The following is a 25,780-nucleotide window of genomic DNA, read 5'->3' as shown; positions in this document are numbered from 1 at the left end:
CTTAACTCTTGTCCGTTTCAATAGTCTCGGCCAGCTTCTCACGCATGGTAAGCGGCATGGCGCAGGGTTTCATGGTTGCGGGCGACACACAGGCAATGCGGATTAGACCCGCACAAAGCAATTCGTTCCCGCGAAAAATATTCTGGCGAAACAATACATTGGTGCGCGCCAGAGATTCTATCTCGGTGGTTACCTGTAACAAGTCATCCAGCCTGGCGGAGCGCTTGTAATCTACTTCGGCGCGGTGCACCACCAGTAACTGACCACCGTCCAATATCGCCGGCTTATCATAACCGTATTGGCGCAAAAATTCTGTGCGCGAACGCTCCATAAACTTGAGGTAATTGACGTAATAGACAATACCACCGGCATCGGTATCTTCGATATAAACTCGCACCGGCAAAGAGAACACGCTGTCGCTCACAAACCGTCCTTAAAGCGATCGGGCACCGGAGCACCGAAATGTTCATAAGCCAAAGGGGTCAATACGCGTCCACGAGGGGTGCGGGCGATAAAGCCCTGCTGAATCAGGTAGGGCTCGATAACATCCTCAATGGTGCCACGCTCTTCACCTATTGCCGCCGCCAGTGAATCAATGCCTACCGGGCCGCCGGTAAAATTATCCATCATGGCCACCAGCAAACGTCTGTCCATGTGATCAAAACCACGCACGTCTACATTCAGCATATTCAACGCCTGGTCGGCCACCGCCTCGCTGACCTCGCCATTGGCTTTTATTTGCGCAAAGTCACGCACCCGGCGCAGCAACCTGTTGGCGATGCGCGGTGTACCGCGCGAGCGCTTGGCCACTTCGGCTGCGCCCGCCTCGTCCATAGGCACACCCAAAAGCGATGCCGAGCGACTCACAATGTGGGTGAGATCGGAAATATTATAAAACTCAAGGCGCTGCACAATGCCAAAGCGATCGCGCAGCGGCGATGTCAAAAGTCCCGCCCTTGTGGTTGCGCCCACCAGGGTGAAAGGCGGCAAGTCGAGTTTAATAGAGCGGGCGGCAGGACCTTCGCCGATCACGATATCCAGCTGAAAATCCTCCATCGCCGGGTAGAGAATTTCTTCCACTACCGGGCTCAGGCGGTGAATTTCATCGATAAATAAAACATCGCCGGGCTCCAGATTGGTCATTAGCGCAGCAAGGTCGCCGGCTTTTTCCAGCACCGGGCCCGAGGTACTTTTTAAAGCCACGCCCATTTCCTGGGCAATGATATTGGCGAGGGTGGTTTTACCCAGCCCGGGCGGGCCGAACACCAGCGTATGGTCCAGCGACTCGCCTCGCCCGCGTGCCGCCTGGATAAAAATTTCCATCTGCTCTCGCACCACCGGCTGACCCACATACTCGGCCAGAGTTTTTGGCCGTATCGCACGGTCCAGCTGCTCCTCGGGGCCCTTAGTTTCGGGGGCAATTAAGCGGTCGGTTTCAATCATGAGAAAGCCCTAGCCGGCAATTTTTCGCAGTGCATGACGAATCAGCTCTTGGGCACTGGCGGTAGGATTCGCCTTGTGCGCCGCATTTACCATGCGGCTGGCCTCTGCCGGTTTATAGCCCAATGCAATCAGAGCGCTTTCGGCCTCTTCGTCGGCGCCACCGGGCACTGCGGCAGCTGCCGGGTTTAAAAGATCCTGCGGCGCAGCGGAGGGCGCGATTTTATCGCGCAGCTCAATCACCAATCGCTCGGCGGTTTTTTTACCGACCCCAGGGACTTTCACCAAGGCGGCAACGTTATCCTCGTGGACACAGCGGGCGATATCGTCGGCATCCATCCCGGATAGAATCGCCACTGCCATCTTCGGCCCCACGCCATTGACTTTAATAAGCGTGCGAAACAAATCTCGGTCGGAGCGCTTGGCAAACCCAAACAGTTGGTGCGCGGTTTCGCTGACGGCGAGATGGGTATACAGCGTGGCTGTTTGCCCGGGTTGAGGCAACTGGTAAAAAGTCGTCATGGGCGCCTGCAGCTCATAGCCTACGCCACTGACATCCAGCAATAAAAAAGGTGCCTGTTGTTCCAGCAATGTGCCGTGCAATCGTCCAATCATGAGTTATTAATTTCTGTTCAAATTTGTCGCTCTTTATACCATACGACCACGGCGAAAGCTGCGAGCGCGAGCGAGTTTTACTAAATGTTGCTGGGAGTTTACATGACATAACGCGATGGCCAGGGCATCGGCGGCATCCTCCTGAGGGCACGCGGGCAGCTTGAGCAAAGTTTTTACCATATGCTGTACTTGCAGCTTATCGGCGGCGCCGGTACCGGTAATGGCCTGCTTCACTTTACGCGCTTCATACTCAGCCACCGGCAGGCTCTGGTTTACCGCCGCGACAATCGCCGCTCCACGCGCCTGACCAAGCTTTAGCGCCGAGCCGGCACTTTTCGCCATAAACACTTGCTCGATGGCAAACTCCTGCGGGCAATGCTGCTCAATCAGCTGAGTGACGCTATCAAAAATTAATTTTAAGCGCTCGGGAAAAGCAATATCGGGGATGCGAATCACCCCGCTGGTGATGTATTCACAGCGTCCGCCAGTCGCATTCACCAGGCCAAAGCCGGTTTTACGCGAACCTGGATCCACCCCCATAACTATTGCCATATTGTTAAACCTGGTTGAGGCTAAAGCTGCGCCAGAACATCGTCGGGAATGTCGGAGTTAGTGTACACATTTTGCACATCATCCAGATCTTCCAGCATATCCACCAAGGCGATAATTTTTTCCGCGCCATCTTTATCCAGCTCGACGGTGGTGGCAGGCTTCATAGTAATTTGCGAAGCCTCGGGTGCAAAGCCCGCCGCGACCATTGCGCCTTTCACCTCAAAGTAATCTTCAAACGCGGTTTCGATTTCCTTGCTGCCATCGCTATGGGTGATAAGCTCTTCGGCGCCCGCCTCCAGTGCGGCTTCAAGAAGGTCATCTTCATCGACATCGGGATTAAAAACCAACTGCCCGATTTTAGAAAACAGATAAGCCACGGAACCGTCTGTTCCCAGATTACCGCCGCGCTTGCTAAAAGCGTGACGCACTTCGGCGACGGTGCGATTCTTATTGTCGGTCATACACTCCACCAACACCGCAACGCCTCCTACACCATAACCTTCGTAGGTACACTCTTCGTAGTTTTCACCGTCGGCATTGCCAGCACCGCGCGCTACGGCTTTGTCGATAGTGTCTTTTTTCATGTTCGCGCCCAGGGCTTTATCCATAGCGGCGCGCAGGCGCGGGTTGTCGTCGGGGTTGTCACCGCTTCGCGCAGCAACCGTCAGCTCGCGAATAATTTTACTAAAAACCTTGCCGCGTTTGGCATCCTGTGCAGCTTTGCGGTGTTTAATGTTTGCCCATTTACTGTGGCCAGCCATAGTCGACTCCGCTCTTTGTTACTGGGTTATACAACTGTCAGATACAAAAACGGCCGGGCAAGCCCGGCCGTTTAACCGCCATGACGGCTATTCAGACGTTTCTTTTTGCTCTTTCTGGCGCAGGCGAATGTGCAGCTCGCGCAGTTGCGCGGCATCCACCGCCCCTGGCGCGTCGGTCATTACACAGGCCGCGCTCTGAGTTTTCGGGAAGGCAATTACATCGCGAATGGAGCTGGCACCGGTCATCAACATAATCAGGCGATCCAAACCAAACGCCAGGCCACCGTGCGGCGGCGCGCCGTACTTCAAGGCATCCAGCAAGAAGCCGAACTTTTCGCGCTGCTCTTCGCTGCTGATGCCCAGAATATCAAACACCGCCTGCTGCATGTTCTGATCGTGAATACGCACAGAACCCCCGCCCAACTCGGTACCGTTTAACACCATGTCGTAGGCGCGTGACAGCGCGGTCGCCGGGTTTGCTTTCAGCTCGTCCGGGCTGCACGATGGCGCGGTGAACGGGTGGTGCAATGCCTGCATGGAGCCGTCGTCATTCTCTTCAAACATCGGGAAGTCGACTACCCACAGCGGCGCCCACTCACAGGTGTACAAATCCAGGTCTTCACCCAGCTTGCAGCGCAGCGCGCCCAAAGCTTCACTCACAATGGTGGCTTTATCCGCGCCGAAGAAAATCAAATCGCCATTTTGAGCGTCAAGGCGCTGCAAAATAGCCTTGCGAACATCGTTGGGCAAAAACTTAACAATCGGTGACTGCAAGCCCTCTTCCACATCGCTAACGTCGTTAACCTTGATGTAGGCTAGGCCTTTCGCGCCATAGATGCTGACAAACTTGGTGTAGTCGTCAATTTGCTTGCGGGTCAGCTTGTCGTTGCCACCGGGCACTTTCAGCGCGGTAACGCGGCCTTTCGGATCTTTAGCGGGACCTGAGAAGACTTTAAACTCCACTTCGCCCATCAAGTCTTTCACATCCACCAGCTCCAGCGGAATACGTAAATCCGGCTTGTCGGAACCGTATTTTTCCATGGCGGTGGCGTAGTCCATGCGCGGGAACTCGCCCAAATCGATGCTCAGCAAGTCGTTAAACAACTGCTTAATCATGCCTTCGGTGATACCCATAATGCCTTCCTCGTCCATAAACGAGGTTTCAATATCGATCTGGGTAAACTCGGGCTGACGGTCAGCGCGCAAGTCTTCATCGCGGAAGCACTTGGCGATTTGGTAGTAACGGTCAAAGCCAGACACCATCAGTAGCTGTTTAAACAGCTGAGGTGATTGCGGCAGGGCAAAGAATTTGTTCTCGTGGGTGCGCGAAGGCACCAGATAATCGCGGGCACCCTCCGGGGTTGCGCGGGTAAGAATCGGGGTTTCGATGTCCAGAAAACCGTTTTCGTCCAGATAGTTGCGAATCGCAATGGTCACCTTGGAACGAAATTGCAGGCTTTTTTGCATCTCAGCACGGCGTAAATCAATGTAGCGGTACTTCAGGCGTACATCTTCACCCACGCTTGAGTGCTCTGACAGCGGGAAAGGAATGGTCTCGGCCTCGTTGAGAATTTCCAGCTCCGTGCCATACACCTCAATTTCACCCGTCGCCATATTGGGGTTGACGGTCGCGGCGTCGCGGGCACGAACCTTACCGGTTACTTGCAACACATATTCACCACGCACTTTATCGGCGAGTTCAAATTTCTCTTTGGCGTCCGGATCGAACACCACCTGAACAACACCTGCGCGGTCACGCAAATCAATAAAAATCACACCACCGTGGTCGCGGCGACGATCGACCCAGCCGCATAAAGTCACTTCACGGTCGATGTAAGAGGCATTCAAGGCGCCACAGTAATCACTGCGCATAGGTATATTCCCGTCTGGTTATTCATTAACTGGCTGAGGCGGCCGCTGCCGACTCGCTTTTGCCGCCTGAGGCGGGCTTTTTCGATTCACCGCCGCCGGCAAGGTTTTTCTGCTTGCCCGACTTGAAGTCGGTCTCGTACCAGCCGCCGCCTTTCAAACGGAAGCCGGCCGCCGAGATCTTTTTCACCAATTCGGCTTGCTGGCATTTAGGGCAATCGGTTAAAGGCGCATCGCTCATTTTTTGCAATGCTTCCATCTCGTGGCCACAGGCCTCACAACGGTATTCATAGATAGGCATAGCTTTTCTCCACTTCAAACCTACCAATAAACAACGCGTCCAGGCTGCCCTGGCCGCCAAAAAGGGCGCAATTATACCTGAGAGTGAGACGCTTCGAAACCGCGCCATTGCTGGTGCGGGCCACGCGAACGCAGCGGCTGTTACGGCGCCACTTCCACGCCGACAGTATTGCCCTCGTAAATGAGGGGAAAGAACTGCAAAGCGGCACAACCGGCCTCGTTGAGAGCCTGCCCGCTGCGCAGAGAGAACTCTATGCCGTGCTGCGGGCAGCGCAGCACACCGGCGGCGATATTGGCATTACTCAAGGGCGCCTGGCGGTGCGGACAGCGGTTTGCCAGCAACACTAGGCGACCCTCATCCTGCAACAACAATAGCTCCTGTCCCGCCAGCCGTATCGGTTGACGGTAACCATCGTAAAGTTCGTGCAAGCGTGCCAAAGGAACATAAGCCATAAGCGCTACTATGCCGCAATGGCCGGGGCGTGAAAAGAGCCACAATCAGGCTCAATTGCGCATTCAACCACTATCGCCACACTACCCGTCAGGCTACACTGCACCCTTCAAGGAAGTTAACTCTGGTTCCAGCTCCCATGCCCGATTCCCAAGCCTACCTGCAACGCATCAAGACACTGTCTGACCGCCTGGTAGCCCTGCAGCGCCCTATCCGAATTCTCGATGCCATTAAATGGCCCGCCAGCGTGCAAGATACCTTCTTAGCCCGTGACGGCGCCGCCCTGCCCAATATCGGCCGGGACTATTACGAGCACATGCCACTACCCTTTGACCGCCACAATTTAAGTGAGGCGTTTGCCCAGCTCGAAATAGACATTATTCGCCAGTTGGGCGCCCAAGACGCGCTCGGCAACATTATGCGCAACACTGCGGGGCAGTACCGCCAGGTACTTGCCATGCTGGGCTGTCGCGGCAGTGCAGAGTTTGGCCACTACAGCCGCCTGCTGTACGGCTCACCCTCCAACACTATTGCCGGCGACAATAAAACTCTGCTGGAGCTGGGTCAGGACCTATGTCAAATATTCTCCTGGCCCGCCGCCGAGCACCTGACCCCGCCCGGCGGGCGCAGCTATAGCGCCGAGTTTGCAGTGGACTATCTGGCCACTCGTATGGATGAGTACTTTGGTGCGAACAAGGTGCGGGTTGAGCTGTCCGACGACATCGTTTCAGATGCCGCCGCGGGTGGGGATTGCATTAAAATCAACAGCCGCGCTACCTTCACCTTGCAGGACTTGAACGTACTCGAAGTCCACGAGGGTTGGGTACACATCGGCACTACCCTAAACGGCCGTGCGCAGCCCTGGGCCACCTGGCTGAGCGTCGGCTCACCGCGCATTACCGCAATTCAGGAGGGCATGGCCGTTCTGATGGAAACCCTGACATTCAGCTCGTTTCCGCGCCGGGCACAAAAAGTGAGTGACCGGGTGGTAGCGGTGGATATGGCCGAAAGCGGCGCCGACTTTGTCGAGGTGTTTCGCTACTTTCGCGATCGCGGCGACAGCCCCCAGGACAGCTATAAAGTGACCCAGCGAGTATTTCGCGGCGCCCCGGTCACCGGCGGAGCGGCGTTTACCAAGGACATCAGCTACGTTAAAGGTTTTGTGGAGAACGTGGGTTTTATCCGCAGCGCCATTGCCGCAGGCATGCCCGAAATGATTCCCATGCTGTATCTGGGCAAGGTAACCCTGGAGGACATTCCGGTACTATACGAGCATTTTTGCGAGGGCCATATCTACGGGCCGCAGCACCTGCCGCCTATGTTCAAAAACCTTAACGGCTTGTATGTTTGGTTTGGCTTTTCCAGTAGTATTGCCGGGCTTGACAATGTGCGCGTGCGCAAGCACTTTGCGCGCTTACTCAACACCCCCCAATCGCTCAGTTAACGAGGCTCGTTCAGGCATTATGTCCCGCTATTATGATGTTGTTCTGTGCGGAACCGGTATCTTTTTTGATAACTACGCCGAGACACCGATTATCGGTTTTTTGACCGCCAGGCGGGTAAAAGCAAACGATGCAGACGAAGCGGTGCAGCTGGCGCAGCATCATGTGCTGGTGCACTGGAATCACAGCTACAACGCCCAGCACAAGCTGGGCGTGCCCAGCCTGGAAGCGGCCCAGGTGACACCAGTGAAAAAGTGGCTAAATCGCACTCTCAATCAAGACTACTTCTTCTACGACAGCGACGCGGTAAAAGCCGAACACCTGGCTTTGATTCACCACAGCGCCCGCCCCTGGTACCGGCTGCGCTAACCCCAGAGCAATTAACCCTGGGCATAGGCGCGAGCCACCTCCTGAGACAAGATCTTCGCGGCCTGCTCTACCACATGACCGGGCTGCGCATAGCTGATACGCACACATTCGTACTGGTGCTGCCAGGGCTCCTGCAAGCCCGGGAAAAAGTGTTCGCCGGCAATAATCAACACGCCGCGTGCTTTTAAACGCTGGTACAGCTCAGCACTGGATATGGGCAGCCCCTCAAACCAGAGCCAGAGAAAAATGGCCCCTTCAGGGCGATGCACTCGCATGGGCAGATGACCGAGGGCGGCTTGTAATATGGCCAGCGTCTGCTGGCAGCGCTCGCGGTAAAAAGGCGTCACCTGCTCACGCCCCAGCTGCAACAATTGCTCACTGGCCAGAAGCTCACGGGCAATGGCCGGCCCCACATTGCCCGCTGCTAAGCTCAGTACCGTATTGGCCTGGGCGAAGGCGCGAATCACGGGCTCGTCAGCGATCACTACAGAAGTGCGTACCCCTGGCAACCCTAGCTTAGATAAACTGAGCACCAGTATCGTATTCTCATTCCAATGGGCGCAGGCCTCGGTAAACACAATGCCGGGAAACGGCAGTCCGTATGCGCCGTCAATAATCAGGGGAATATCCGCCACCCGGGCGCGTTCATCAAGACCTGCCAGCTCAGTATCGGTAATCATATTCCCGGTGGGATTGGTGGGGCGCGACACACATACGGCGGCGCTGTCGGCGTCTATAGCAAAACGTGAAAAATCCACATGGTATTTAAAGCTATGGTCACCGATCAGCTCAATATCCGGGCGGCTGGCGCGGTAAAAATTGCTGCCCAGCCCGAGCTCCGAATACCCCAGATACTCAGGTACCAAAGGCAACTGAATATGACGCGCGCTGCCATCGCTCATGGCGCCGGCAAATAGATTAAACAAAACAAAGAAAGCCGACTGGCTGCCATTGGCAAAGGCAATATTGGCTGCACTAACAGGCCACTGATAGCGGCTTTTAAGGCAGTCGGCCAACTCCTGGCGCAGCTGCGTGTCGCCCGCCGGCGACTGATACACACCCAGCATCTGCCAGGCTTTTTCAGGGTCCGCCAGGGCGTTATGCAAGGCCCCGCTCAATGCAGTCTCTACCGCCGGTATGCGCGCCGGATTACCACCGCCTAAAAACAACATTTCCGGATTTTCCCGCAACGCAGAGCCGAGATCCTCCATAAGCGAGACAATGCTGGAGCCCGCACTTAGTGTTTCACCAAACTGGGATAATCGCATAGAGAGATCAGATCAGGCCGAACTTACGCAGGGTTTCTTGCAAAGACTGAGTGTTGACAGGCTTTTTGATAAAGTCCAGCGCCCCCAGGCCGGTAACCCGCTCGCGCGCCGAAGGTTGAATATCGCCGGAAATTACAATCACGACACATTTGAGCTGCTCAGCTGCAATCTGTTCGAGCACCTGGTAGCCATCCATTTCCGGCATGGTTAAATCCAAAAACACGATTTCACCGCGTCCATCGCGAATCGCCTGCAGAGCCTCCATGCCGTTGGTGGCAAAGCTGACATCTACATCTAAGGTATCGGGCAGTGAGCGCGCCACCTGGTTGCGCGCCATTTTCGAGTCATCACAAATTAACAGCGGTGTGCTCATAAACGGCTTTTATTCCACATTACATTCAATTAACGGCCATTATAGACCCAGTAACCTTAAACGGTTTTCATTGCTGAAGCTACCGCAAACTGGGATGCGCTGCGGTGCGCCTAGCGGCTATAATCGAGCGCTGTCAGTTTACCCGGAGCCATTTATGCGCATCTACCATAACCCTCGCTGTTCCAAATCCCGCCAAACCCTGGCACTGCTGCAAGAGCGAGGGGTCGAGCCCGAAATCATCCGCTACTTAGAAACTCCGCCCGATAAAGCCGAGTTGCAGCAGCTACTGGGCAAGCTAGGAATCGGCGCGCGCCAGTTACTACGCCGTGGTGAAGCCGAATACAAAGAGCTGGATTTACAGCGCAGCGAACTTTCCGACGCCGAGCTTATCGACGCCATGAGCCGCCACCCCAAACTGATCGAACGGCCTATAGTCGTTGCTGGCGAGCGGGCCTGCATCGGTCGCCCCCCGGAAAAGGTACTGGAGCTACTGTGAGCGACGCCCCTTATATTCTGGTTCTTTACTACAGCCGCAGCGGCGCCACCCGGGCCCTGGCCGAAGCCTTGGCGCGCGGCGTAGAAGCTACAGGTGTGGAGGCACGCCTGCGCACGGTAGCGCCGGTTTCGCCGGATACCGAGGCTAGCCTGCCCGAAATTCCCGCCACAGGCGCCGTTTACTGCAGCAAAAATGACTTGCGCCACTGCGCGGGCCTGCTGCTGGGCAGCCCTACCCGTTTTGGCAATATGGCCGCGCCGCTGAAATATTTCATTGATTCGGCCAGCGACTTATGGCTTAACGGCGATCTGATCGACAAACCTGCCGGGGTCTTTACCTCAACCGCCAGCCTGCACGGTGGCCAGGAGAGCACTCTGCTGAGCATGATGTTACCGCTGCTGCACCAGGGCATGATAATGGCCGGTATTCCCTACAGCGAGGGGGGACTCAACCAAACTACCGCTGGCGGTACGCCCTATGGCGCCAGCCACCACGGCGAACACCCGCAGCTTGATGCTACCGAACAGGCGCTGTGCCACGCCCAGGGCAAACGCATCGCCGAGCTGGCACTAAAACTTAAGAGGACCGCGTGAAAACTCCCCAATACACCGCTGCCGACATCGCTCCGCTGACCCGCCGCTACCAAATGGGTCGTACCCTAAGCCTTATCTGCCTGGTGGGACTGTGCCTTTTATTCAGCTGGGTCAATTTCACTGAGTCCAGTGGCAGTTGGGTACGCTGGGCCATTCAAACGCTGCCGCTGGCACTGTTTATCCCCGGCTGTTTTCGTGGGCATTACCGAACCTACAGCTGGCTGTGCTTTCTCACCTTGTTTTATTTTTGCGGTTTTGTCGTGACCGCCATGGCGCCCAAGGCCAGTGTAATTGACTATTTAGGTGTCGGCTTGACGGTGGTGTTGTTCTGCGCGGCCATGATGACCAGCCGCTGGCGGCAGCACGCCAACCTGGCACACCAGCAGACAAGCCAGAACGCCTAGACCCCAACAAAAGGAAATTTCGTGAGCGAATCCAAATCCAGAAACCCCATTGGCCGCTTTTTTGCGGTTGTGTGGAACGGCATAACCTGGACACGCCGGGTCATAGCCAACCTGCTGTTTTTACTGATTGTGGTAATTATTGTGGTGGCCATCAGCCAGCGCCAAAGCGATGTCCTGCCCGAATCTTTCGCGCTGGAATTAACCCCTTACGGCACCCTGGTGGATGAGCGCCAGGCGCTGGATGCCCTGTCCGCACTGGGTGGCGAAAGCGCTTTGCACAGCGAAACCATTGTGCGCGACCTGGTGCGCAGTATTGACCTCGCCCGAGATGATCGCCGGGTAAGCCACCTGCTGCTCAACCTTAACTACCTCAACGGCGGCGGCATCAGCAAATTGCATGAAATCGCGCAGGCCATTGAACGCTTTAAACAAAGCGGCAAGCCGGTTATCGCTATGGCCGACCAGTACATGCAAGACCGCTATTACCTGGCCAGCCACGCCGATACTGTGTATTTGCACGATATGGGCTTTGTGCTGCTAACGGGCTACGGCAGCTATCGTCTGTACTACAAAGAGGCTATCGAAAGACTGGGGCTTAACTTTCATATCTTTCGCGCGGGCAAGTTTAAAGACGCAATAGAGCCCTATTCGCGCACAGAAATGTCTGAGGCCTCGCGCGAGCACAATCGTTTGTGGGTAAACCAATTATGGAGTGAATACACCGCGCGGGTGGAGTCAATGCGCGAGCTGGAAAAAGGCAAAATCGACCAGCTTATTAACCACAGCGATCAAGCCCTGGCCAGCGCCGGCGGCGACACCTCACATTTGGCTCTGGCTTACGGCCTGGTGGATAAAGTAGCCAGCCGCCAGCAAATGCGCGCCGAGCTTGTCGACTTATTGGGTTACGACAAACACAGCGACAGTTACAAAAGCGTCGATTGGTACCGCTATTTAGATCACAACCGCCAGCTGCCCTTGCCCGGCAAATCCTATATTGCACTGATTAACGCTGTGGGCCCCATTTACGACGGCGAGCAACCGCCGGGCACAATTGGCAGTGACAGCATGATTCAGCTGCTGCGCCAGGTACGGCAGGACGGAGACATAAAAGCCCTGGTGATTCGCGTTGACAGCCCCGGCGGTAGCGCCTTCGCATCGGAGATCATACGCGCCGAAATTGCTACCACGCGGGACGCAGGTATACCGGTTTACATCAGTATGGGCAGTGTGGCCGCCTCGGGCGGCTACTGGATTGCCAGCGCCGGCGAGCAAATATGGGCGCTACCGACCACTATTACCGGTTCAATCGGCGCCTTCAGCTTAATTCCTACCCTCGAGGAATCTCTCGCCAAACTCGGTGTGTACACGGATGGCGTAGGCAGCACAGCCTTGGCCGACGCACTTAACCCCACTCGCTCTATGAGCGAAGAAACTGCACGCCTAATGCAACTTTCGGTAGACAGCATTTACCAGCGCTTTATCACCACAGTGGCTAATGCACGAGATATGAGCGTGGATGCGGTCGACAAAATCGGCCAGGGGCGCGTATGGAGTGGAAAAAGTGCGTTGGAGCTTGGCTTGGTCGACCGCCTGGGAACCTTGCAGGACACTCTGCAAGCGGCCGCAGAAGCCGCTGAGCTTGAAAAATGGGAAGTCAAAACCATCAGCGCCCCGCTCACGCCGATGGAAGAATTACTGCAACGCTTAGGGAGCGTCAGCGTGCCTTTGCCCACCCAATTAAAGCAGGCGGTAGCGGGCTGGAATCAGATGAGCAGCGCGCTGGCCTCCGTGCCACTCACAGACACCCCAGGCGAGGTAATGAGCTTTTGCCTTGAGTGTCAGGGCAATTAGTTAGTCATCCAAACTAATCGCGATTTGCAACCGCCCTTGGCGTCTTTGCGTAGCCAAGCGGTTGCTTTCCAACACCGCTTCTAACCCAGGAATATAAGTCAAGTTGTTGAGTGCACGGGTATATTCCTGCAGCAATTTAGCCTCGGCGTTATGCACTGCTCTAATTACCGCGCCATCGCTGAGCAAGCTACCGAAAATCACGCGCATTTTTTGTGGCAGCTGGCCGCTGTCGGGAGAGGCATTCAGCTCACCACCATGGTCAGCAACCAGCTGCCCCAATAGTTTAATGTTGACCCGGTGGTCCAGTCGCAGCTGGTCCAGCAATTCTTGCAGCTGGGATGAGCGCACCTGCTTTTGCGCATCCTCGTAGGTGGCAATTAAATCGCAGTGACTGCGCACCAAATCATTCAGATCATCCAGCAGAAACTCTACCGCTATTTTTTCGTGAGTAACAAACATACCGCCTCCTGAGCAATCGTATTGACTGGCTTACTGCAAATGCCTTGCCACAGCTCAGGGCGACCAAAATAGCTCGCTGAAGGAAGAAACTTATAAATACCGAGTGTAAAACAAGCCGGCTAAGGGGCCAGGCTTGTAAAACGTACAATTTACCCCGCCATTAGCGACCGGAAACCTTGAGGATGAACTTTTCCGTCTTCCAGGGTTTTTTGATGGTATGCCCAAGCATCTCCCCATCAAACTTGGCTTCGCATTTGTCTACCAGGTTTAAGAATGGCGTCCGACCCGGATCGGCGATCAGTATATTCTTTACCCCCGCGTCACGAGCACGCTTGATCAAGTTGTAGAGGGGTTTGGTCATCTCATCCCAAAAACAGATTTCGCTACCGATTAGAGTATGTATGCCTTGCAGATCTTTTTTCGTGATTTTTTCGAAACGCTTGGTGACAAACTCAACTTTCTTTACGTCGTTAAGCGCTTTAACAAACTCGACATAGGGAGCGAGCGCGCCGTCGGCATCAACAGCCGTTACGCGGGCGTCAAAATGCTTAGCCATAAAACAGCTCAAGCCACCCCAGCCACAACCTATCTCTAACACTTTCGCGCGCTTGCGAATCGGGTTTTCGAGTAAATAGTCCATTAGCACAGCACTAGAACGCCAGACTTTAGTGCCATGCAATGACGGCTCTTCATACAAGCGCTTAAAGCGACGAATTTCTTTGTGTTGTGCCTTTGGCAGGTAAATATCGTGCAAGATGTGCATATTCTTGTCATCGGTTTTATAACCCGATTTGTGCGCTTTTTTTGCAGCCATCTCGGCCCCCAAGTATTAAGCAAAGCGGTTATGCTACCACGATGAACAAAAAACCTTGAGGGCATTTTTATGACAGTGGCAACTGCGAAACCTCAGTCGCCATAAGTGAGTGCTTGCGCTTTACCGCCAAAGACTCGGTAGACGATAAAGGTGTAGGTAAGAATAGTGGGTAATACAAACAGTGCGCCAACCAGAATAAACATTAGCGATTCTGGGGCACTAGCCGCCTGCCAAATAGTCAGCTGTCCCGGTATAACATAAGGGAAATAACTGTAGGCCAAGGCCTGAAAAGAGAGAAAAAATATACCTATAGCACAGGCAAAAGGCACCCAGGAGGCGAAGTCGCCCTCGTAGGGGAAGTGACGCAAATAAATAAACAGCACCACAAACAAGACCGCGCACATAAACGGAATCAGCAATAACAACAACGCCTGGGGCAAGGTAAACCATTTATCAAAGACTTCGGGGCTGATCAGTGGGTTCACCAGGCTCACGCTTATCAAGCCAACAATCATTAAAACCGCCGTAAATCTCGCCCGTTTTGCCGCCCATAGCTGTAATTCACCTTCGGTTTTACGCACCAGCCAGCAGGCCCCGATAAACGCATAGGCTGCGGTAACGCAAATCGCACTGAGTACGCCAAACCCGATTGACAGAGCACCGCCCTCAAACCCGGTGACATAAATACCCAGCATATAACCTTGCGATAGCGAGGCGATGAGCGAGCCGGTTTTAAAACAGCGATCCCAACGCAATTGATAATCGGCGTGGGCTTTTGCGCGAAAATCGAATGCCACGCCCCGCAAAATCAAGCCAAACAGCAAAAAGAAAGCCGGTAAATACAGGGTGCCCAGTATTTCCGAGTGAGCGGTAGGAAACGCAATGAGCAACACCCCTACCGCCAGCACCAACCAGGTTTCATTGGCATCCCAAAATGGTCCGATAGAGGCAAACATCGTATCGCGCGATTCAGGCCGGCCCATGGGCATCAATATCCCAACTCCCAGATCAAATCCATCGAGCACGGCATAAATTAGAACCGCAAGCCCCATCAAGAAAATAAAGATGATCGGCAACCAATAAGCTTCGCCACTCATATTTCGCCTCCCGCAACTTCCGGATCCAAATCTTTAACCGAGCTTTTTACCGCCTTACGAGCCAGATAAAATAGCGTGTGCAAGAACGCGATTATCAGCCCAATATAGACGAGCACATAAGCGGTGGCAGTAAACATAACGTGACTGGCCGGTGTATTGGTCACCAAGTCAGCGGTTTTCACCACCCCGTAAACCATATAGGGCTGGCGGCCGATTTCTGTCACATACCAACCGGCTACGGTGGCCACCCAGCCGGCAAATGTCATCGCCACCAGCCCTTTTAACCACAGTCGGTCCGGCGCCCCCCGTCGCCATACCTGCCAAGTGCAGGTCCAAGACATCAGCAGCATCAACAGTCCCATTCCCACCATTACTCGAAAGGCCCAAAACACCGGCGCCACCGGCGGGTGTTCGCCTTCAAACTCATTCAGGCCACGAATCTCGCCGTCGCCACTGTGGGTTAAAATCCAACTCGCACCGCGAGGGATAGCAATGGAATAGTCGTTGGTCTTGGTCTCACTATTGGGTAATGCAAACAACTGTAGCGGCGCCCCTGACTCGGTATGCCATACGCCTTCCATTGCGGCAATTTTGGCGGGCTGGTGCTCTAGGGTATTAAGCCCGTGTAGATCCCCCATAAATATTTGCAGTGGAATCAATAGAGCCGCCAGATAAACTCCGGTTTTTAAGCTGTAGCTAACCTCACGGGAGTGATCGCCCTTTAGCCTGCGATACGCAGACACTCCGGCGACAAAAAACGAAGCCGTAAGCCCCGATGCCAGCAACATATGTCCTACTCTATAGGGCATAGAGGGGTTAAAAATAATCGCCCACCAATCCACCGGAAAGGCGACACCGTCTCGCATCTCAAACCCGGCCGGGGTCTGCATCCAACTGTTGAGAGACAGAATCCAAAATGCCGACATAGAAGTACCTACGGCCACCAGTGCCGTTGCCAGGGTATGAATGCGATTGGAAACCCGTTTGGTACCATAGAGCATAATTCCGAGGAAAGTCGCCTCCAGGAAAAACGCAGTCAATACTTCGTAGCCGAGCAAGGGGCCTGCAATATTCCCTACTGTCTCCATGTACCCAGGCCAGTTGGTGCCAAACTGAAACGACATAGTAATGCCACTGACCACGCCCAGGGCGAAACTCAGAGCAAAAATTTTTACCCAGAACCGATAGGCTTGCAGCCAGGCTTCGTCGCCAGTGCGATTGTAGCGAAGCTTAAAAAACAACAGCAGCCAGCACAGCGCAATGGTGATGGTCGGAAAGAGAATGTGAAAGGTAATATTGGCCGCGAACTGAATTCGCGACAGCATAAAAACATCCAGCATGACTACCTCTTGCTGTCGTGTTAACTGGCTCTTACGCTAGCCGAGCAGCTTACTTACACCTGCGCCCAGCTTAAGCATGCGGGAAATTTGCTTGGGGCTAAGCTGTTGTATTTCACGGCTCCACTGAGTAAGCATCTCGATCAGCTGATACATGTCTTCAATGCGCTTTTGCGCGTATTGATCCCCACTGCTGCGCGGGTTTTCCATCAGTAAATCACGCATTACCGTCAACGTCGGGTCGATTTCTCGCTTGCGTCGCTCGTTGATAAGCGTCATCGCGATTTCCCAAACATCCTCAGGCGCGGTGAAGTAATCCTTACGATCACCCGGCACATGCATTAGGCGCACCAGATTCCAACTCTGTAACTCCTTTAGCCCCATACTCACATTGGAACGTGACACTTTTAGCTCGCTGGCAAGCTCATCGGCGTTTACCGGCTCGTCAGACAGCACAATATAGGCGTACATCTGCCCTACTGTGCGATTAATCCCCCAGCGGCTACCCATTTCACCAAAGTGGCGAACGAACGATTCGATCAGCGGCGACATGAACTTTCACTAATTTCTGAAATTTCAGTAATTATACAAGACACGAACCCCGGTGCAAGCAATACCTGCGGCTCCAACAAGCACTAGGGGGAGGAAGACGCTTGCCTAGACTGGGAAACAAAGATCATTAAACGGTCACTGCGTGGCGCCTGATCAGATTTATTAAGTTCAAAACTCAAGGTATCACCCTCTCGTTTAAGCGCCTGATGCAATAAATCCATACGAAATGAACCAGTAAGAATATCCACTCGACCATCGCCGTTGAAATCTTCCAGTATCAGCGGCACCAGGCCACGTAGACTCTGGTTAACAGGGTATGGAATAAACTTTTGTGCGCCGGTATTTTCATACCAAACCAGCGCATTGCGCTTGGGGTCTTGCCAATAATTTACCCAACTGCTGGCGACAATATCCAGATCACCATCGCCGTCCATATCGGCGGCCTTGGCATTGACCGCCCCGTAATAGCGCCCAACGTCATGGGCGGCAAACTTAAGCTCGCCTCTATTTTCCAACCATTGAATACCGTGATAGGGCTTGGGATCGGTTTGGGTATCAAAGGCATCGCCATTGGTAAACAACAGATCGTCGTCGCCGTCGCGATCAAGATCCACTACGGTAAGACTTGTGGCACCAAACATTGGGTGACCAGCACTAACCAGATCATGCCGCTCAAACTGTCCCTTGCCCGTCCCCACAAAAGCAATCAAGGTTTCGTGCTCCTGCGCCACCAGAGTAACCAGATCAACGATTCCATCCTGGTTTAAATCGGTATCGTCGATATTTAGCGCGCCACTCATGCTCAGCAGTGCATGAGTTTGGTAACCGCTAGGGGTTTGCTCTAACCACAATACTTCGCCACGCCCCTGGCCGCCAAAGACGGCAACAGCTATATCGGTATCGCCATCCTGATCCAAGTCCAGGGCGTTGACGTCGCTCACCCGCCCCAGATTTTCTACCAATAGTTTTTTCTCGTATGCCCCCTTACTATTGTTAAGCAACACATAGACTTTTCCCGAGGGGTTGCCATTCGGTGGCAGCTCACCCAGATCGGCAACAATGTAATCGGTCAAGCCATCACCATTGGCGTCCAGCGTATCCACAGCCACGGGAAGATCTATCTGTGCGATACTCTGCTCCTGCCACTGATCCAGCTCACCCACCTTGCCCGACAGTTTTATCAACTCACCTGCTTCGGCATCTGCCAACAAAAACTCAAAATAACCTGCACTGTTGGCCACCTGGGTAATCGACATAATTTGCGGCACTTGAGTCGGCACCGAGAGAGGCTTTTGCGTAAACTGAACCTGAGGGTGAGTGCGATCAATATACGGCAGCACTGGCAACACCTTGGGTGCACTGCCGTAATACAAGGCTTTTATATGGTGCAACGCGGTATCGGGGATATAGGGCTTGCCCAGGCGTCGCTCGGACAGTTCGGCCATTGAATCGATGACTCCGGGCCAACTGGCTTTAGGTAACAGTTGCGGCGAGGGCGTAGTATGGCAGGAACCGCAGTACTGCTGGGCCAAAGCGGCGATTTGCTGGGGTGTTTTTTGCTCTGGTGGCTGCGCCTGTGCAGAACACACAGCCGCTGTACCGAATACCAAAACTATCAGGCCGATGACTGGTGCGATGTTGCTAGCCCGTTTTTTAAACATAATATTATCTCCCGCTGCCTGTGAATGTTACCAAGCATCGCGAAATAACAATACGGCTGGAAATATTTTTATCCTGCGATTAACCCAGCGAAAAGAAAAACCCGGCGATGGCGGCACTCATCATATTCGCTAAAAAACCAGCGAATACCGCTTTTAGGCCCATACTGGCAACATCGGTACGGCGCTTGGGCGCCAGGGTGGCAAAGCCACCCAGCAGTACCGCTAAAGAGCCAAAGTTGGCAAAACCACACAACGCAAACGAAAGTATGGCTTGGGAAGCTTGAGATAACTGATCCCGCTGAGCGGCTAAATCGACGAAAGCAACAAACTCGTTCAACACCAGTTTTTGCCCAATTAAACTGCCCGCGAGCCTGCTTTCCTCCCAGGGGATACCGAGCAAAAACGCCAAGGGTTGAAACAATAGTCCCAACAGCCACTGCAAGCTTAAGGACTCAAAGCCAATCCATGAGCCGATTAGAGCAAACAGGCCGTTCACCAATGCAATCAGGCTGATAAACGCAATCAGCATCGCGCCGATATTACTAGCAAGCTTTAAGCCGTCGGTTGCACCCACGGCAGCCGCGTCGAATACATTGGTGTACTGAGTTTCACTGGCGGCACTGGCTTCGATGTCTTCTACGGGAGTTTCGGTTTCCGGAACAATTAACTTCGCCATTAAAAAACCACCAGGCGCAGCCATAAAGCTCGCGGCTAACAGGTATTTTAGCTCTACTCCCAAACCCACATAGCCGGCTAGCACAGAGCCCGCCACGGTCGCCAGACCGCCCACCATAATGGCGAACAGCTCTGAGCGGGTCATGTGGGCAATAAAAGGCTTAACCACCATGGGCGCCTCAGTATGGCCGACGAAAATATTGGCGGTAGCGGAAAGCGACTCTGCCCGGCTAGTGCCCAGCAAAAAGCGCAGCGCCCCACCCAGAATACGAATAACCCACTGCATAATGCCCAAGTAGTAAAGTACAGCTACAAAAGAGGAGAAAAATATAACGATGGGCAATACATTGAAGGCAAAAATAAACCCGAGCTTATCACTGGCTAAATCGCCAAACATAAACGCTATCCCCGCTTGCCCGAACTCTATTACGCTGTATATAGCCTCTGCCATGTATCCGAGCGCTGCGCGCCCCCAAGAGGAATAAAGCACTAACGCGCCCAGACCGAGCTGCAAACAAAACGCGACGCCAACCGTGCGCCACTTGACGGCACGCAGGTTTTCACTCAGGCAGGCAGCAACTCCCAACAATACCAGCATACCCAGCAGAGCAATCAGTCCCGACATGCTGCAACCTTTTCAACAATATCTTGAAGTAATATCGGGCACTGCCCGCCATCGGCGAGCACCCTGTCGGCCCGCTCTTTTTGCGGCTGAATATACGCGTTGTACATAGGCATGACATGAGTTTCAAATTGGTAGCGGATCGACTCTTCGCTGCGCCCCCGCTCTAGCGTATCTCGCCGCAAACGACGCGCATAACAGTCATTTATAGGGGTATCAATGTAGACGGTTAAATCGCTAAGCGATAGGATCTCAGTAAAGTGAAGAGGCAAAATGCCCTCCAGCACAAGCACAGGTTTGGTTTCAGTCAAAGTAACGGCCTCTACCGGTTTGTGCTGAACATAGTCATAGCTTCTGGGGTAAATCGGCTTACCGGCCTTCAAGTAACGCAAGTCTCGAATAAGCGCTGTAACATCAAAGCTATCGGGGTGATCGTAGTTTACCTGCTGCAGCTCGTGAGGCGCCAGAGCGGAAAAATCGCGATAGTAACCGTCCATCGATACGCAGGTAGGGTAATAGCCAAAGCGCTTATGTACCCCGCGCGCGAGGTAATCCATCAATGTTGTTTTACCGCTGGCGGATACACCGGCAATTGTCAGTAACCAGAATGTCATCCGACCAGTGTACTGCATAAAGCAAAGATTATTATGACAGGATTATGGCAATAGATTTCGACATGCTCTGGCAAGATATTCAGCAGTGCAAAAACTGTCAGGCCCACCTGCCCTTGCCAGCCCGTCCGGTGCTACAAGCGAGCCCAAGGTCACGTATTTTAATCGCCGCGCAGGCACCCGGCATTCGCGCCCATGAATCGGCCACTGCGTTTAATGATCCAAGCGGCGACCGACTGCGCCAATGGCTGGGCGTCAACCGGGAAACCTTTTACAACCCGGATTACTTTGCTTTGGTGCCAATGGGGTTTTGCTACCCGGGCACTGGCGCAAGTGGTGATTTAGCGCCACGACCAGAGTGCGCGCCTTTGTGGCGCAATGCGTTACTAGAAAGGCTAAGCAACACCGAATTAACCCTTGTTATTGGGCAATACGCCCAGGCCTGGCATTTACCGAACATGGGTAAAACTCTAACCGAACGTGTAGGTCGTTGGGCTGAGGTCTGGCCAGAAATACTACCATTACCTCACCCCAGCGGTCGTAACAATCGCTGGTTAGCGAAGAATCCGTGGTTTGAAAAAGAGATATTACCCGCTTTGCGAAAGCGGGTAGCAGACATTTTGGCAGTGAAATAGCCTGTTATTCAGTATTTTCTCTTTGGCCCACTTCACTGCGCCAAATTAAGACAAGCGGCTTTTAAACTCTTCGTAGCCAAATTCGCGTACCACTTCCAAGCTGTCGGTACGAGAATCCCACAACGCGATCGACGGCAAGTTGATGCCATTGAAGGTCGTCGTTTTTACCATGGTGTAGTGCGCCATATCATCAAACATCAGCCGTTGTCCGACCTGCAAAGGCGCATCAAAGCTATAATCACCGATAACGTCACCGGCCAGACAAGTCATACCCCCCAGCCGATATGTAAAAGGCTTCTCATCGGGCATACCGGCACCGAGAATATCGGCACGATAAGGCATCTCCAGGGTATCTGGCATGTGACAAGTCGCCGAGGTATCTAAAATAGCCTGCGGCACAGTGCTGGTAAAAGTATCCAGTACTTCCGCCACCAATACTCCGCTGCGAATGGCGGTGGCTTCGCCAGGCTCAATATACACTTGTACATCGTATTTGGCCGAGAAGTCCTTGATCAAGGCAATCAACTCATCCACTTGATAATCTTCACGGCTGACATGGTGGCCGCCACCGAAGTTAACCCATTTCAACTGCGGCAAATATTCCGCAAACTTTTCCTCCACCGCTTTAACGGTTCGCGCCAACGGCGGAAAATCGTGTTCACACAAGGTGTGAAAGTGTAAACCGGTAATCAGCTCGGGCAGAACAGCGGGGAATTCACTGCGCGGTATGCCCATACGGGATTTAGGTGCACAGGGGTCGTAAATGGCGACATCCCCTTCTGAATGCTCAGGGTTGATTCGCAAGCCAAATTCCAAACCCGGCCGTGCGTCTTTAGCCTTTCGGCATAGGGCCTCGAAACGCCCCCACTGCGATACCGAGTTAAACAGCACATGATCTGAAATCTTTAAAATTTGCTGCAAGTCGCTTTCTTTGTAGGCCGCCGAATAGGTGTGCACTTCGCCACCGTAATATTCGCGAGCAAGACGCGCCTCGTTCACACCACTGGCACAACTACCCCACAAATACTGGTTAAACAGATCCCCCAGCGACCAACAGCTAAACGCTTTTAAAGCCGCCAGCACTTTCGCACCGCTTTCTTGCCCAACCCGATTTAGAATTTTTAAATTATCTTCCACTGCCGCCTTATCAATCACAAAGCACGGCGACGGAACTCGAGTCGGGTCGAATTGGTTAAAGTACTGACGTTTCTGCATGCAGAATCTCTTATGTATAGCGGATAGAAAAAAGCCCGTCGGTGACGGGCTTAACCTAGTGAGCGATCAATCTTCCATGCCCGTGGGCTGATCAATCTCCACAACCTGCCATGGCAGACCATATTTGTTCAAGTCTTCCATAAATGGATCTGGATCCAATTGCTCCATATTCCACACACCGGCGCCAGACCACTTTTTCTCCAGCATCATTTTCGCGCCGATCATAGCCGGCACACCGGTGGTGTATGAAATTGCCTGGGACTTCACCTCGGCGTAGCACTCTTCGTGGTCGCAGATATTATAAATGTAATAAGTTTTTTCAACGCCGTCTTTAACACCACGCGCCACGCAGCCGATACAGGTTTTACCTTTGGTTAGAGGTCCAAGGCTGGCAGGGTCTGGAAGCAATGCCTTAAGAAACTGCAGCGGAATAATCTCTTTGCCTTCAAACTGCACAGGCTCAATGGATGTCATACCGATATTCCCCAGCACTTCCAGGTGCTTTAAGTAATTATCGGAAAAAGTCATCCAAAAGCGCGCGCGCTTGATTTCCGGAAGATGCTTGGTAATAGACTCCAGCTCTTCGTGGTACATCAAGTAAATCTGCTTGGGACCAATACCGGCGGGAAAATCAAACGAACGGTTTTCCTCTAAGGGTCCAGTCTCCCGCCAGTCACCGTCCTGCCAAAAGCGACCGTTCGCGGTTACTTCGCGGATATTGATTTCCGGATTAAAATTGGTCGCAAAAGGCTGACCATGATCGCCGGCATTGCAATCGATAATATCCAGGTAGTGAATTTCATCCAAATAGTGCTTTTTCAAATAAGCGGTGTAGACATTAGTCACACCCGGATCAAAACCTGACCCCAGCAGGGCCATGCGTTCAGCACTCTTAAACTTATCCTGATAAGCCCATTGCCATTTGTATTCGAACTTCGCCTCTTCCGGCGGCTCGTAATTGGCGGTATCCAGATAATCCACGCCCGCCTCCAGGCAGGCGTCCATAATGGCCAAATCCTGATAGGGCAAAGCGACGTTAATCACCAAGTCCGGTTTTTCTTGCTTCAGTAACGCCGCTGTTTCGGCCACATTATCCGCGTCCACTTGGGCCGTTTTTACCGGTCGCGGCAACTGCTCGGCAATAGCCTTACATTTTGACTCTGTGCGACTTGCCAGCACTATTTCGGTAAAAACTTCCGGCAGCTGGGCACATTTATGGGCGACTACACCGCCCACACCACCGGCGCCAATGATCATTACTTTAGCCATACCGTCTCTCCTTTGGCCTACTAGCGTTCAAAATAAGTGTAACCGCGTAAACTCTCTGAATATGCCGTTAGCATACTCTGGCGTTCAGACACGCTGATACGACCGTCGCGCACGGCCTGCTCCGCCGCCATGCGGAACTGGCGAAACATGGACTGTGGATCATACTCCACATAGCTGAGCACATCGGCGATGCTATCGCCGTGCAGCTCGTGCACAAAATCCAAAGATCCGTCGTGGTTGATGCGCACGCTGGCAACATTAGTGTCGCCAAACAAATTGTGCAGATCGCCCAAGGTTTCCTGATAGGCCCCCACCAAAAACACGCCCAAATGGTACTCTTCGCCGTGTTTGATCGGGTGTAAAGACAACGTATTGGTTTCGCCCTCTGGGCCTGCAAAGCTATCCAGCTTGCCATCACAATCACAGGTTAAGTCGGCAATGGTCGCTTTACGCGTCGGCTCTTCATTCAGGCGATGGATTGGCATCACCGGGAACACCTGATTGATAGCCCAAGAGTCAGGCAGAGACTGAAAGACACTGAAATTACCGTAGTAAATGTCGGCCAGCTGCTCAGGCAAAGCCTCTAACTCAGGTGGAATACGCTTCATCTCAGGCAGCAGAGCCACAATTTGCTGTAATCCCGCCAGGCACAAATTTTCCGCCAGGGCACGATCACGCAAATTAATCTCACCACGGAAAAAGCAATCCCGTACCTGGTCGCGATAATAAATCACATCGTTGTAATTCTCCTGCAGACGATTGACCTCAATCATTTTTAAGGTGTGCCACAGGTTAGACAACTGTTCGTGCGGGTTTTCGGGCAGTTCGGCAGGAATAGGGCCTGGCTCAAAATGGCCAACATCCAAAATATTGAAAAGCAAGACCGAGGTATGAGCCACAGTAGCACGCCCCGATTCGGTGACGATGGTCGGGTGTGGCAAATTATGGGCATCAAGCTGTTGTGCTATGGCCTCGACGACGTCTACACAGTACTCTTGTACGGTATAGTTACGGCTGTGCCCGCTCACACTGCTGGTGCCGTCATAGTCAATCGCCAGACCGCCACCCAAGTCCATATATTTCAGTGGCGCGCCCTCGCCCACCATTTCAATGTAATAGCGGCAAGCTTCCAAAACTCCGGCGCGAATACTGCGAATATTCGGAATTTGTGAGCCAAGGTGAAAATGCAAAAGCTCCAGGCAGTGCAGTAACTCTGCCTCACGAAGCTCATCGATAATATCCACCAGCTGATTAGTGGTTAAGCCAAACAGACTGCGGTCACCACTGTCCTCGGCCCAGTGCCCTTCAACTTTAGTGGATAGCTTGAGGCGCACACCGATAATCGGATCGACATTTAACTCGCGCGAGCGCTCGATGACCAGACGCACTTCAGCCATGGTTTCGAGAACAAAAATACATTTAAAGCCTAATTTACGCGCCTGCAGCCCCAAGTCGATAAACTCGGCGTCTTTGTAGCCGTTGCAAACAATCAGGCTCTCACGGTTTTGCAGCACCGACATGGCAATCATTAGCTCGGCTTTGCTGCCTGCCTCCAGGCCGTGGTTGTAGCGCTCACCAAAGCGGGCAATCTCTTCCACGATATGGCTTTGTTGATTCACTTTAATAGGAAAGGCGCCGCGATACTGCCCTTTAAAGCCGGTAACTTTAATGGCCTCGGCAAAAGACTCGTTGAGGATACTGATGCGGCTATCGACCAGGTTTTCGATACGCAGCAATACAGGCATATCCAACCCGCGCTGCTGCAAGCCATCGATAATATCGGTAAGTGCTACCGCTGTTTTGCCGCCATTACCCGGCGCGCGAACTTCGACATTGCCGTCGCTGTTAATACCAAAGTATCCACCGCCCCACTCTTCAATACCATAGAGCTCGGCAGACTGCTTAGCGGACCATGTCTGAGTTTCAGTATCGTTCAATCGCTTACTCCCTGGGCCTATTGCCACCTAGATACGCGCTTAACTACCAATGCGTAAAACCGCGCAATGTCCCACATTTTTTTGTAAAAGAAAAGCGTTTTTACAAGTGTTA

28 protein-coding genes are annotated in these 25,780 nt (G+C 53.3%); 7 read left to right on the top strand and 21 right to left on the bottom strand.

The genetic code is table 11. The features are described from left to right. Window position 1 precedes the first annotated feature (1 nt). The 8 genes from ybgC to NHM04_RS00790 all read right to left on the bottom strand — a co-directional run bounded on the left by ybgC (window position 2) and on the right by NHM04_RS00790 (window position 5,990). Complete coding sequence (gene ybgC, locus NHM04_RS00825) at window positions 2–424, bottom strand: tol-pal system-associated acyl-CoA thioesterase (RefSeq protein ID WP_254265165.1); 423 nt, start codon at window positions 422–424, stop codon at window positions 2–4. After that, window positions 421–1,443 carry a Holliday junction branch migration DNA helicase RuvB gene (gene ruvB / locus NHM04_RS00820; protein WP_254265164.1) on the bottom strand — a complete coding sequence of 341 codons (1,023 nt, stop codon included), beginning with the start codon at window positions 1,441–1,443 and terminating at the stop codon, window positions 421–423. The genes ybgC and ruvB overlap by 4 nt, the downstream gene beginning before the upstream one ends. 9 nt (window positions 1,444–1,452) lie before the next feature. Then, window positions 1,453–2,055, bottom strand: coding sequence for a Holliday junction branch migration protein RuvA (gene ruvA, locus NHM04_RS00815; RefSeq protein ID WP_254265163.1), 603 nt, complete (start codon window positions 2,053–2,055; stop codon window positions 1,453–1,455). Between the two features lie 33 nt (window positions 2,056–2,088). Then, complete coding sequence (gene ruvC / locus NHM04_RS00810; protein WP_254265162.1) at window positions 2,089–2,607, bottom strand: crossover junction endodeoxyribonuclease RuvC; 519 nt, start codon at window positions 2,605–2,607, stop codon at window positions 2,089–2,091. A gap of 20 nt (window positions 2,608–2,627) precedes the next feature. Next, window positions 2,628–3,368 carry a YebC/PmpR family DNA-binding transcriptional regulator gene (locus tag NHM04_RS00805; RefSeq protein WP_254265161.1) on the bottom strand — a complete coding sequence of 247 codons (741 nt, stop codon included), beginning with the start codon at window positions 3,366–3,368 and terminating at the stop codon, window positions 2,628–2,630. 87 nt (window positions 3,369–3,455) lie between these two features. Continuing rightward, the gene (gene aspS / locus NHM04_RS00800; RefSeq protein ID WP_254265160.1) at window positions 3,456–5,240 is read right to left on the bottom strand and encodes an aspartate--tRNA ligase; all 1,785 of its coding nucleotides are present in this window, start codon (window positions 5,238–5,240) and stop codon (window positions 3,456–3,458) included. 25 nt (window positions 5,241–5,265) lie between these two features. Then, complete coding sequence (locus NHM04_RS00795) at window positions 5,266–5,538, bottom strand: zinc ribbon domain-containing protein (RefSeq protein WP_254265159.1); 273 nt, start codon at window positions 5,536–5,538, stop codon at window positions 5,266–5,268. A gap of 140 nt (window positions 5,539–5,678) precedes the next feature. Beyond that, a complete protein-coding gene (locus NHM04_RS00790) occupies window positions 5,679–5,990 on the bottom strand; it encodes a Rieske (2Fe-2S) protein (RefSeq protein WP_254265158.1) in 312 nt (103 codons plus the stop codon). Window positions 5,991–6,127: 137 nt separating this feature from the next. On the opposite strand from NHM04_RS00790, the gene NHM04_RS00785 reads away from it, so the two are divergent. Beyond that, entirely contained in the window at window positions 6,128–7,432 is a 1,305-nt protein-coding gene (locus tag NHM04_RS00785) for a flavohemoglobin expression-modulating QEGLA motif protein (RefSeq protein ID WP_254265157.1), read from the top strand. A 19-nt stretch (window positions 7,433–7,451) separates the two neighbouring features. Beyond that, window positions 7,452–7,799 (top strand): hypothetical protein, encoded by a 348-nt coding sequence (locus tag NHM04_RS00780; RefSeq protein ID WP_254265156.1) that lies wholly within the window; start codon window positions 7,452–7,454, stop codon window positions 7,797–7,799. 11 nt (window positions 7,800–7,810) lie between these two features. Here the strand turns inward: NHM04_RS00780 and NHM04_RS00775 are convergent, their stop codons facing one another. Beyond that, the gene (locus NHM04_RS00775) at window positions 7,811–9,067 is read right to left on the bottom strand and encodes a valine--pyruvate transaminase (protein WP_254265155.1); all 1,257 of its coding nucleotides are present in this window, start codon (window positions 9,065–9,067) and stop codon (window positions 7,811–7,813) included. A gap of 7 nt (window positions 9,068–9,074) precedes the next feature. After that, window positions 9,075–9,440: a response regulator gene (locus tag NHM04_RS00770; RefSeq protein WP_254265154.1), complete on the bottom strand. Its 366-nt coding sequence runs from the start codon at window positions 9,438–9,440 to the stop codon at window positions 9,075–9,077. Window positions 9,441–9,594: 154 nt separating this feature from the next. On the opposite strand from NHM04_RS00770, the gene arsC reads away from it, so the two are divergent. From arsC to sppA, 4 genes are read left to right on the top strand one after another with little or no spacing between them, the layout of a single operon-like run. Beyond that, window positions 9,595–9,936: an arsenate reductase (glutaredoxin) gene (arsC, locus tag NHM04_RS00765; protein ID WP_254265153.1), complete on the top strand. Its 342-nt coding sequence runs from the start codon at window positions 9,595–9,597 to the stop codon at window positions 9,934–9,936. After that, entirely contained in the window at window positions 9,933–10,529 is a 597-nt protein-coding gene (gene wrbA / locus NHM04_RS00760) for an NAD(P)H:quinone oxidoreductase (RefSeq protein WP_254265152.1), read from the top strand. The genes arsC and wrbA overlap by 4 nt, the downstream gene beginning before the upstream one ends. Then, window positions 10,526–10,933, top strand: a complete 408-nt coding sequence (locus tag NHM04_RS00755) for a DUF2069 domain-containing protein (RefSeq protein WP_254265151.1) — start codon at window positions 10,526–10,528, stop codon at window positions 10,931–10,933. The genes wrbA and NHM04_RS00755 overlap by 4 nt, the downstream gene beginning before the upstream one ends. Window positions 10,934–10,954: 21 nt before the next feature. Next, entirely contained in the window at window positions 10,955–12,784 is a 1,830-nt protein-coding gene (sppA, locus tag NHM04_RS00750; RefSeq protein WP_254265150.1) for a signal peptide peptidase SppA, read from the top strand. On the opposite strand, the gene NHM04_RS00745 is transcribed toward sppA, so the two are convergent. The 8 genes from NHM04_RS00745 to NHM04_RS00710 all read right to left on the bottom strand — a co-directional run bounded on the left by NHM04_RS00745 (window position 12,785) and on the right by NHM04_RS00710 (window position 20,615). Then, the gene (locus NHM04_RS00745; protein WP_254265149.1) at window positions 12,785–13,243 is read right to left on the bottom strand and encodes a DUF2383 domain-containing protein; all 459 of its coding nucleotides are present in this window, start codon (window positions 13,241–13,243) and stop codon (window positions 12,785–12,787) included. A gap of 160 nt (window positions 13,244–13,403) precedes the next feature. Continuing rightward, window positions 13,404–14,057 carry a methyltransferase gene (locus tag NHM04_RS00740; RefSeq protein ID WP_254265148.1) on the bottom strand — a complete coding sequence of 218 codons (654 nt, stop codon included), beginning with the start codon at window positions 14,055–14,057 and terminating at the stop codon, window positions 13,404–13,406. 92 nt (window positions 14,058–14,149) lie between these two features. Next, window positions 14,150–15,154 (bottom strand): cytochrome d ubiquinol oxidase subunit II, encoded by a 1,005-nt coding sequence (locus NHM04_RS00735; protein WP_254265147.1) that lies wholly within the window; start codon window positions 15,152–15,154, stop codon window positions 14,150–14,152. Next, entirely contained in the window at window positions 15,151–16,494 is a 1,344-nt protein-coding gene (locus tag NHM04_RS00730; RefSeq protein WP_254265146.1) for a cytochrome ubiquinol oxidase subunit I, read from the bottom strand. The genes NHM04_RS00735 and NHM04_RS00730 overlap by 4 nt, the downstream gene beginning before the upstream one ends. Before the next feature lie 36 nt (window positions 16,495–16,530). Further along, the gene (locus NHM04_RS00725; RefSeq protein WP_254265145.1) at window positions 16,531–17,043 is read right to left on the bottom strand and encodes a GbsR/MarR family transcriptional regulator; all 513 of its coding nucleotides are present in this window, start codon (window positions 17,041–17,043) and stop codon (window positions 16,531–16,533) included. Between the two features lie 83 nt (window positions 17,044–17,126). Continuing rightward, the gene (locus NHM04_RS00720; RefSeq protein WP_254265144.1) at window positions 17,127–18,704 is read right to left on the bottom strand and encodes an FG-GAP-like repeat-containing protein; all 1,578 of its coding nucleotides are present in this window, start codon (window positions 18,702–18,704) and stop codon (window positions 17,127–17,129) included. Window positions 18,705–18,783: 79 nt separating this feature from the next. After that, on the bottom strand, window positions 18,784–20,004 hold the full coding sequence (locus NHM04_RS00715; RefSeq protein WP_254265143.1) for a NupC/NupG family nucleoside CNT transporter: 1,221 nt from the start codon (window positions 20,002–20,004) through the stop codon (window positions 18,784–18,786). After that, window positions 19,992–20,615 carry a uridine kinase gene (locus NHM04_RS00710; RefSeq protein ID WP_254265142.1) on the bottom strand — a complete coding sequence of 208 codons (624 nt, stop codon included), beginning with the start codon at window positions 20,613–20,615 and terminating at the stop codon, window positions 19,992–19,994. Before NHM04_RS00710 ends, NHM04_RS00715 begins: the two co-directional genes overlap by 13 nt. 44 nt (window positions 20,616–20,659) lie before the next feature. On the opposite strand from NHM04_RS00710, the gene NHM04_RS00705 reads away from it, so the two are divergent. Further along, window positions 20,660–21,247 (top strand): uracil-DNA glycosylase family protein, encoded by a 588-nt coding sequence (locus NHM04_RS00705; RefSeq protein WP_254265141.1) that lies wholly within the window; start codon window positions 20,660–20,662, stop codon window positions 21,245–21,247. Between the two features lie 45 nt (window positions 21,248–21,292). Here the strand turns inward: NHM04_RS00705 and nspC are convergent, their stop codons facing one another. The 3 genes from nspC to speA all read right to left on the bottom strand — a co-directional run bounded on the left by nspC (window position 21,293) and on the right by speA (window position 25,668). After that, window positions 21,293–22,462 carry a carboxynorspermidine decarboxylase gene (gene nspC, locus NHM04_RS00700; RefSeq protein ID WP_254265140.1) on the bottom strand — a complete coding sequence of 390 codons (1,170 nt, stop codon included), beginning with the start codon at window positions 22,460–22,462 and terminating at the stop codon, window positions 21,293–21,295. A 66-nt stretch (window positions 22,463–22,528) separates the two neighbouring features. Then, window positions 22,529–23,731, bottom strand: a complete 1,203-nt coding sequence (locus NHM04_RS00695) for a saccharopine dehydrogenase family protein (protein WP_254265139.1) — start codon at window positions 23,729–23,731, stop codon at window positions 22,529–22,531. A gap of 20 nt (window positions 23,732–23,751) precedes the next feature. Beyond that, a complete protein-coding gene (speA, locus tag NHM04_RS00690; RefSeq protein ID WP_254265138.1) occupies window positions 23,752–25,668 on the bottom strand; it encodes a biosynthetic arginine decarboxylase in 1,917 nt (638 codons plus the stop codon). Window positions 25,669–25,780 lie beyond the last annotated feature (112 nt).

Origin of the sequence: Gilvimarinus sp. DA14 (assembly GCF_024204685.1) — a bacterium.
In the GTDB taxonomy this organism is placed as follows: Bacteria; Pseudomonadota; Gammaproteobacteria; order Pseudomonadales; family Cellvibrionaceae; genus Gilvimarinus.
This window is presented reverse-complemented; position numbering and strand designations above follow the sequence as displayed.

Excerpts from the sequence above, each read along its gene's own strand:
- NHM04_RS00710 (WP_254265142.1), bottom strand. The coding sequence starts at position 20,615 with ATGACATTCTGGTTACTGACAATTGCCGGTGTATCCGCCAGCGGTAAA.
- NHM04_RS00795 (WP_254265159.1), bottom strand. The coding sequence starts at position 5,538 with ATGCCTATCTATGAATACCGTTGTGAGGCCTGTGGCCACGAGATGGAA.
- ruvC (WP_254265162.1), bottom strand. The coding sequence starts at position 2,607 with ATGGCAATAGTTATGGGGGTGGATCCAGGTTCGCGTAAAACCGGCTTT.
- NHM04_RS00785 (WP_254265157.1), top strand. The coding sequence starts at position 6,128 with ATGCCCGATTCCCAAGCCTACCTGCAACGCATCAAGACACTGTCTGAC.
- NHM04_RS00705 (WP_254265141.1), top strand. The coding sequence starts at position 20,660 with ATGGCAATAGATTTCGACATGCTCTGGCAAGATATTCAGCAGTGCAAA.
- NHM04_RS00735 (WP_254265147.1), bottom strand. The coding sequence starts at position 15,154 with ATGAGTGGCGAAGCTTATTGGTTGCCGATCATCTTTATTTTCTTGATG.
- NHM04_RS00780 (WP_254265156.1), top strand. The coding sequence starts at position 7,452 with ATGTCCCGCTATTATGATGTTGTTCTGTGCGGAACCGGTATCTTTTTT.
- NHM04_RS00775 (WP_254265155.1), bottom strand. The coding sequence starts at position 9,067 with ATGCGATTATCCCAGTTTGGTGAAACACTAAGTGCGGGCTCCAGCATT.
- NHM04_RS00745 (WP_254265149.1), bottom strand. The coding sequence starts at position 13,243 with ATGTTTGTTACTCACGAAAAAATAGCGGTAGAGTTTCTGCTGGATGAT.
- ruvA (WP_254265163.1), bottom strand. The coding sequence starts at position 2,055 with ATGATTGGACGATTGCACGGCACATTGCTGGAACAACAGGCACCTTTT.
- arsC (WP_254265153.1), top strand. The coding sequence starts at position 9,595 with ATGCGCATCTACCATAACCCTCGCTGTTCCAAATCCCGCCAAACCCTG.
- NHM04_RS00805 (WP_254265161.1), bottom strand. The coding sequence starts at position 3,368 with ATGGCTGGCCACAGTAAATGGGCAAACATTAAACACCGCAAAGCTGCA.
- nspC (WP_254265140.1), bottom strand. The coding sequence starts at position 22,462 with ATGCAGAAACGTCAGTACTTTAACCAATTCGACCCGACTCGAGTTCCG.
- aspS (WP_254265160.1), bottom strand. The coding sequence starts at position 5,240 with ATGCGCAGTGATTACTGTGGCGCCTTGAATGCCTCTTACATCGACCGT.
- NHM04_RS00695 (WP_254265139.1), bottom strand. The coding sequence starts at position 23,731 with ATGGCTAAAGTAATGATCATTGGCGCCGGTGGTGTGGGCGGTGTAGTC.
- NHM04_RS00715 (WP_254265143.1), bottom strand. The coding sequence starts at position 20,004 with ATGTCGGGACTGATTGCTCTGCTGGGTATGCTGGTATTGTTGGGAGTT.
- NHM04_RS00725 (WP_254265145.1), bottom strand. The coding sequence starts at position 17,043 with ATGTCGCCGCTGATCGAATCGTTCGTTCGCCACTTTGGTGAAATGGGT.
- NHM04_RS00720 (WP_254265144.1), bottom strand. The coding sequence starts at position 18,704 with ATGTTTAAAAAACGGGCTAGCAACATCGCACCAGTCATCGGCCTGATA.
- NHM04_RS00790 (WP_254265158.1), bottom strand. The coding sequence starts at position 5,990 with ATGGCTTATGTTCCTTTGGCACGCTTGCACGAACTTTACGATGGTTAC.
- NHM04_RS00730 (WP_254265146.1), bottom strand. The coding sequence starts at position 16,494 with ATGCTGGATGTTTTTATGCTGTCGCGAATTCAGTTCGCGGCCAATATT.
- NHM04_RS00770 (WP_254265154.1), bottom strand. The coding sequence starts at position 9,440 with ATGAGCACACCGCTGTTAATTTGTGATGACTCGAAAATGGCGCGCAAC.
- ruvB (WP_254265164.1), bottom strand. The coding sequence starts at position 1,443 with ATGATTGAAACCGACCGCTTAATTGCCCCCGAAACTAAGGGCCCCGAG.
- NHM04_RS00740 (WP_254265148.1), bottom strand. The coding sequence starts at position 14,057 with ATGGCTGCAAAAAAAGCGCACAAATCGGGTTATAAAACCGATGACAAG.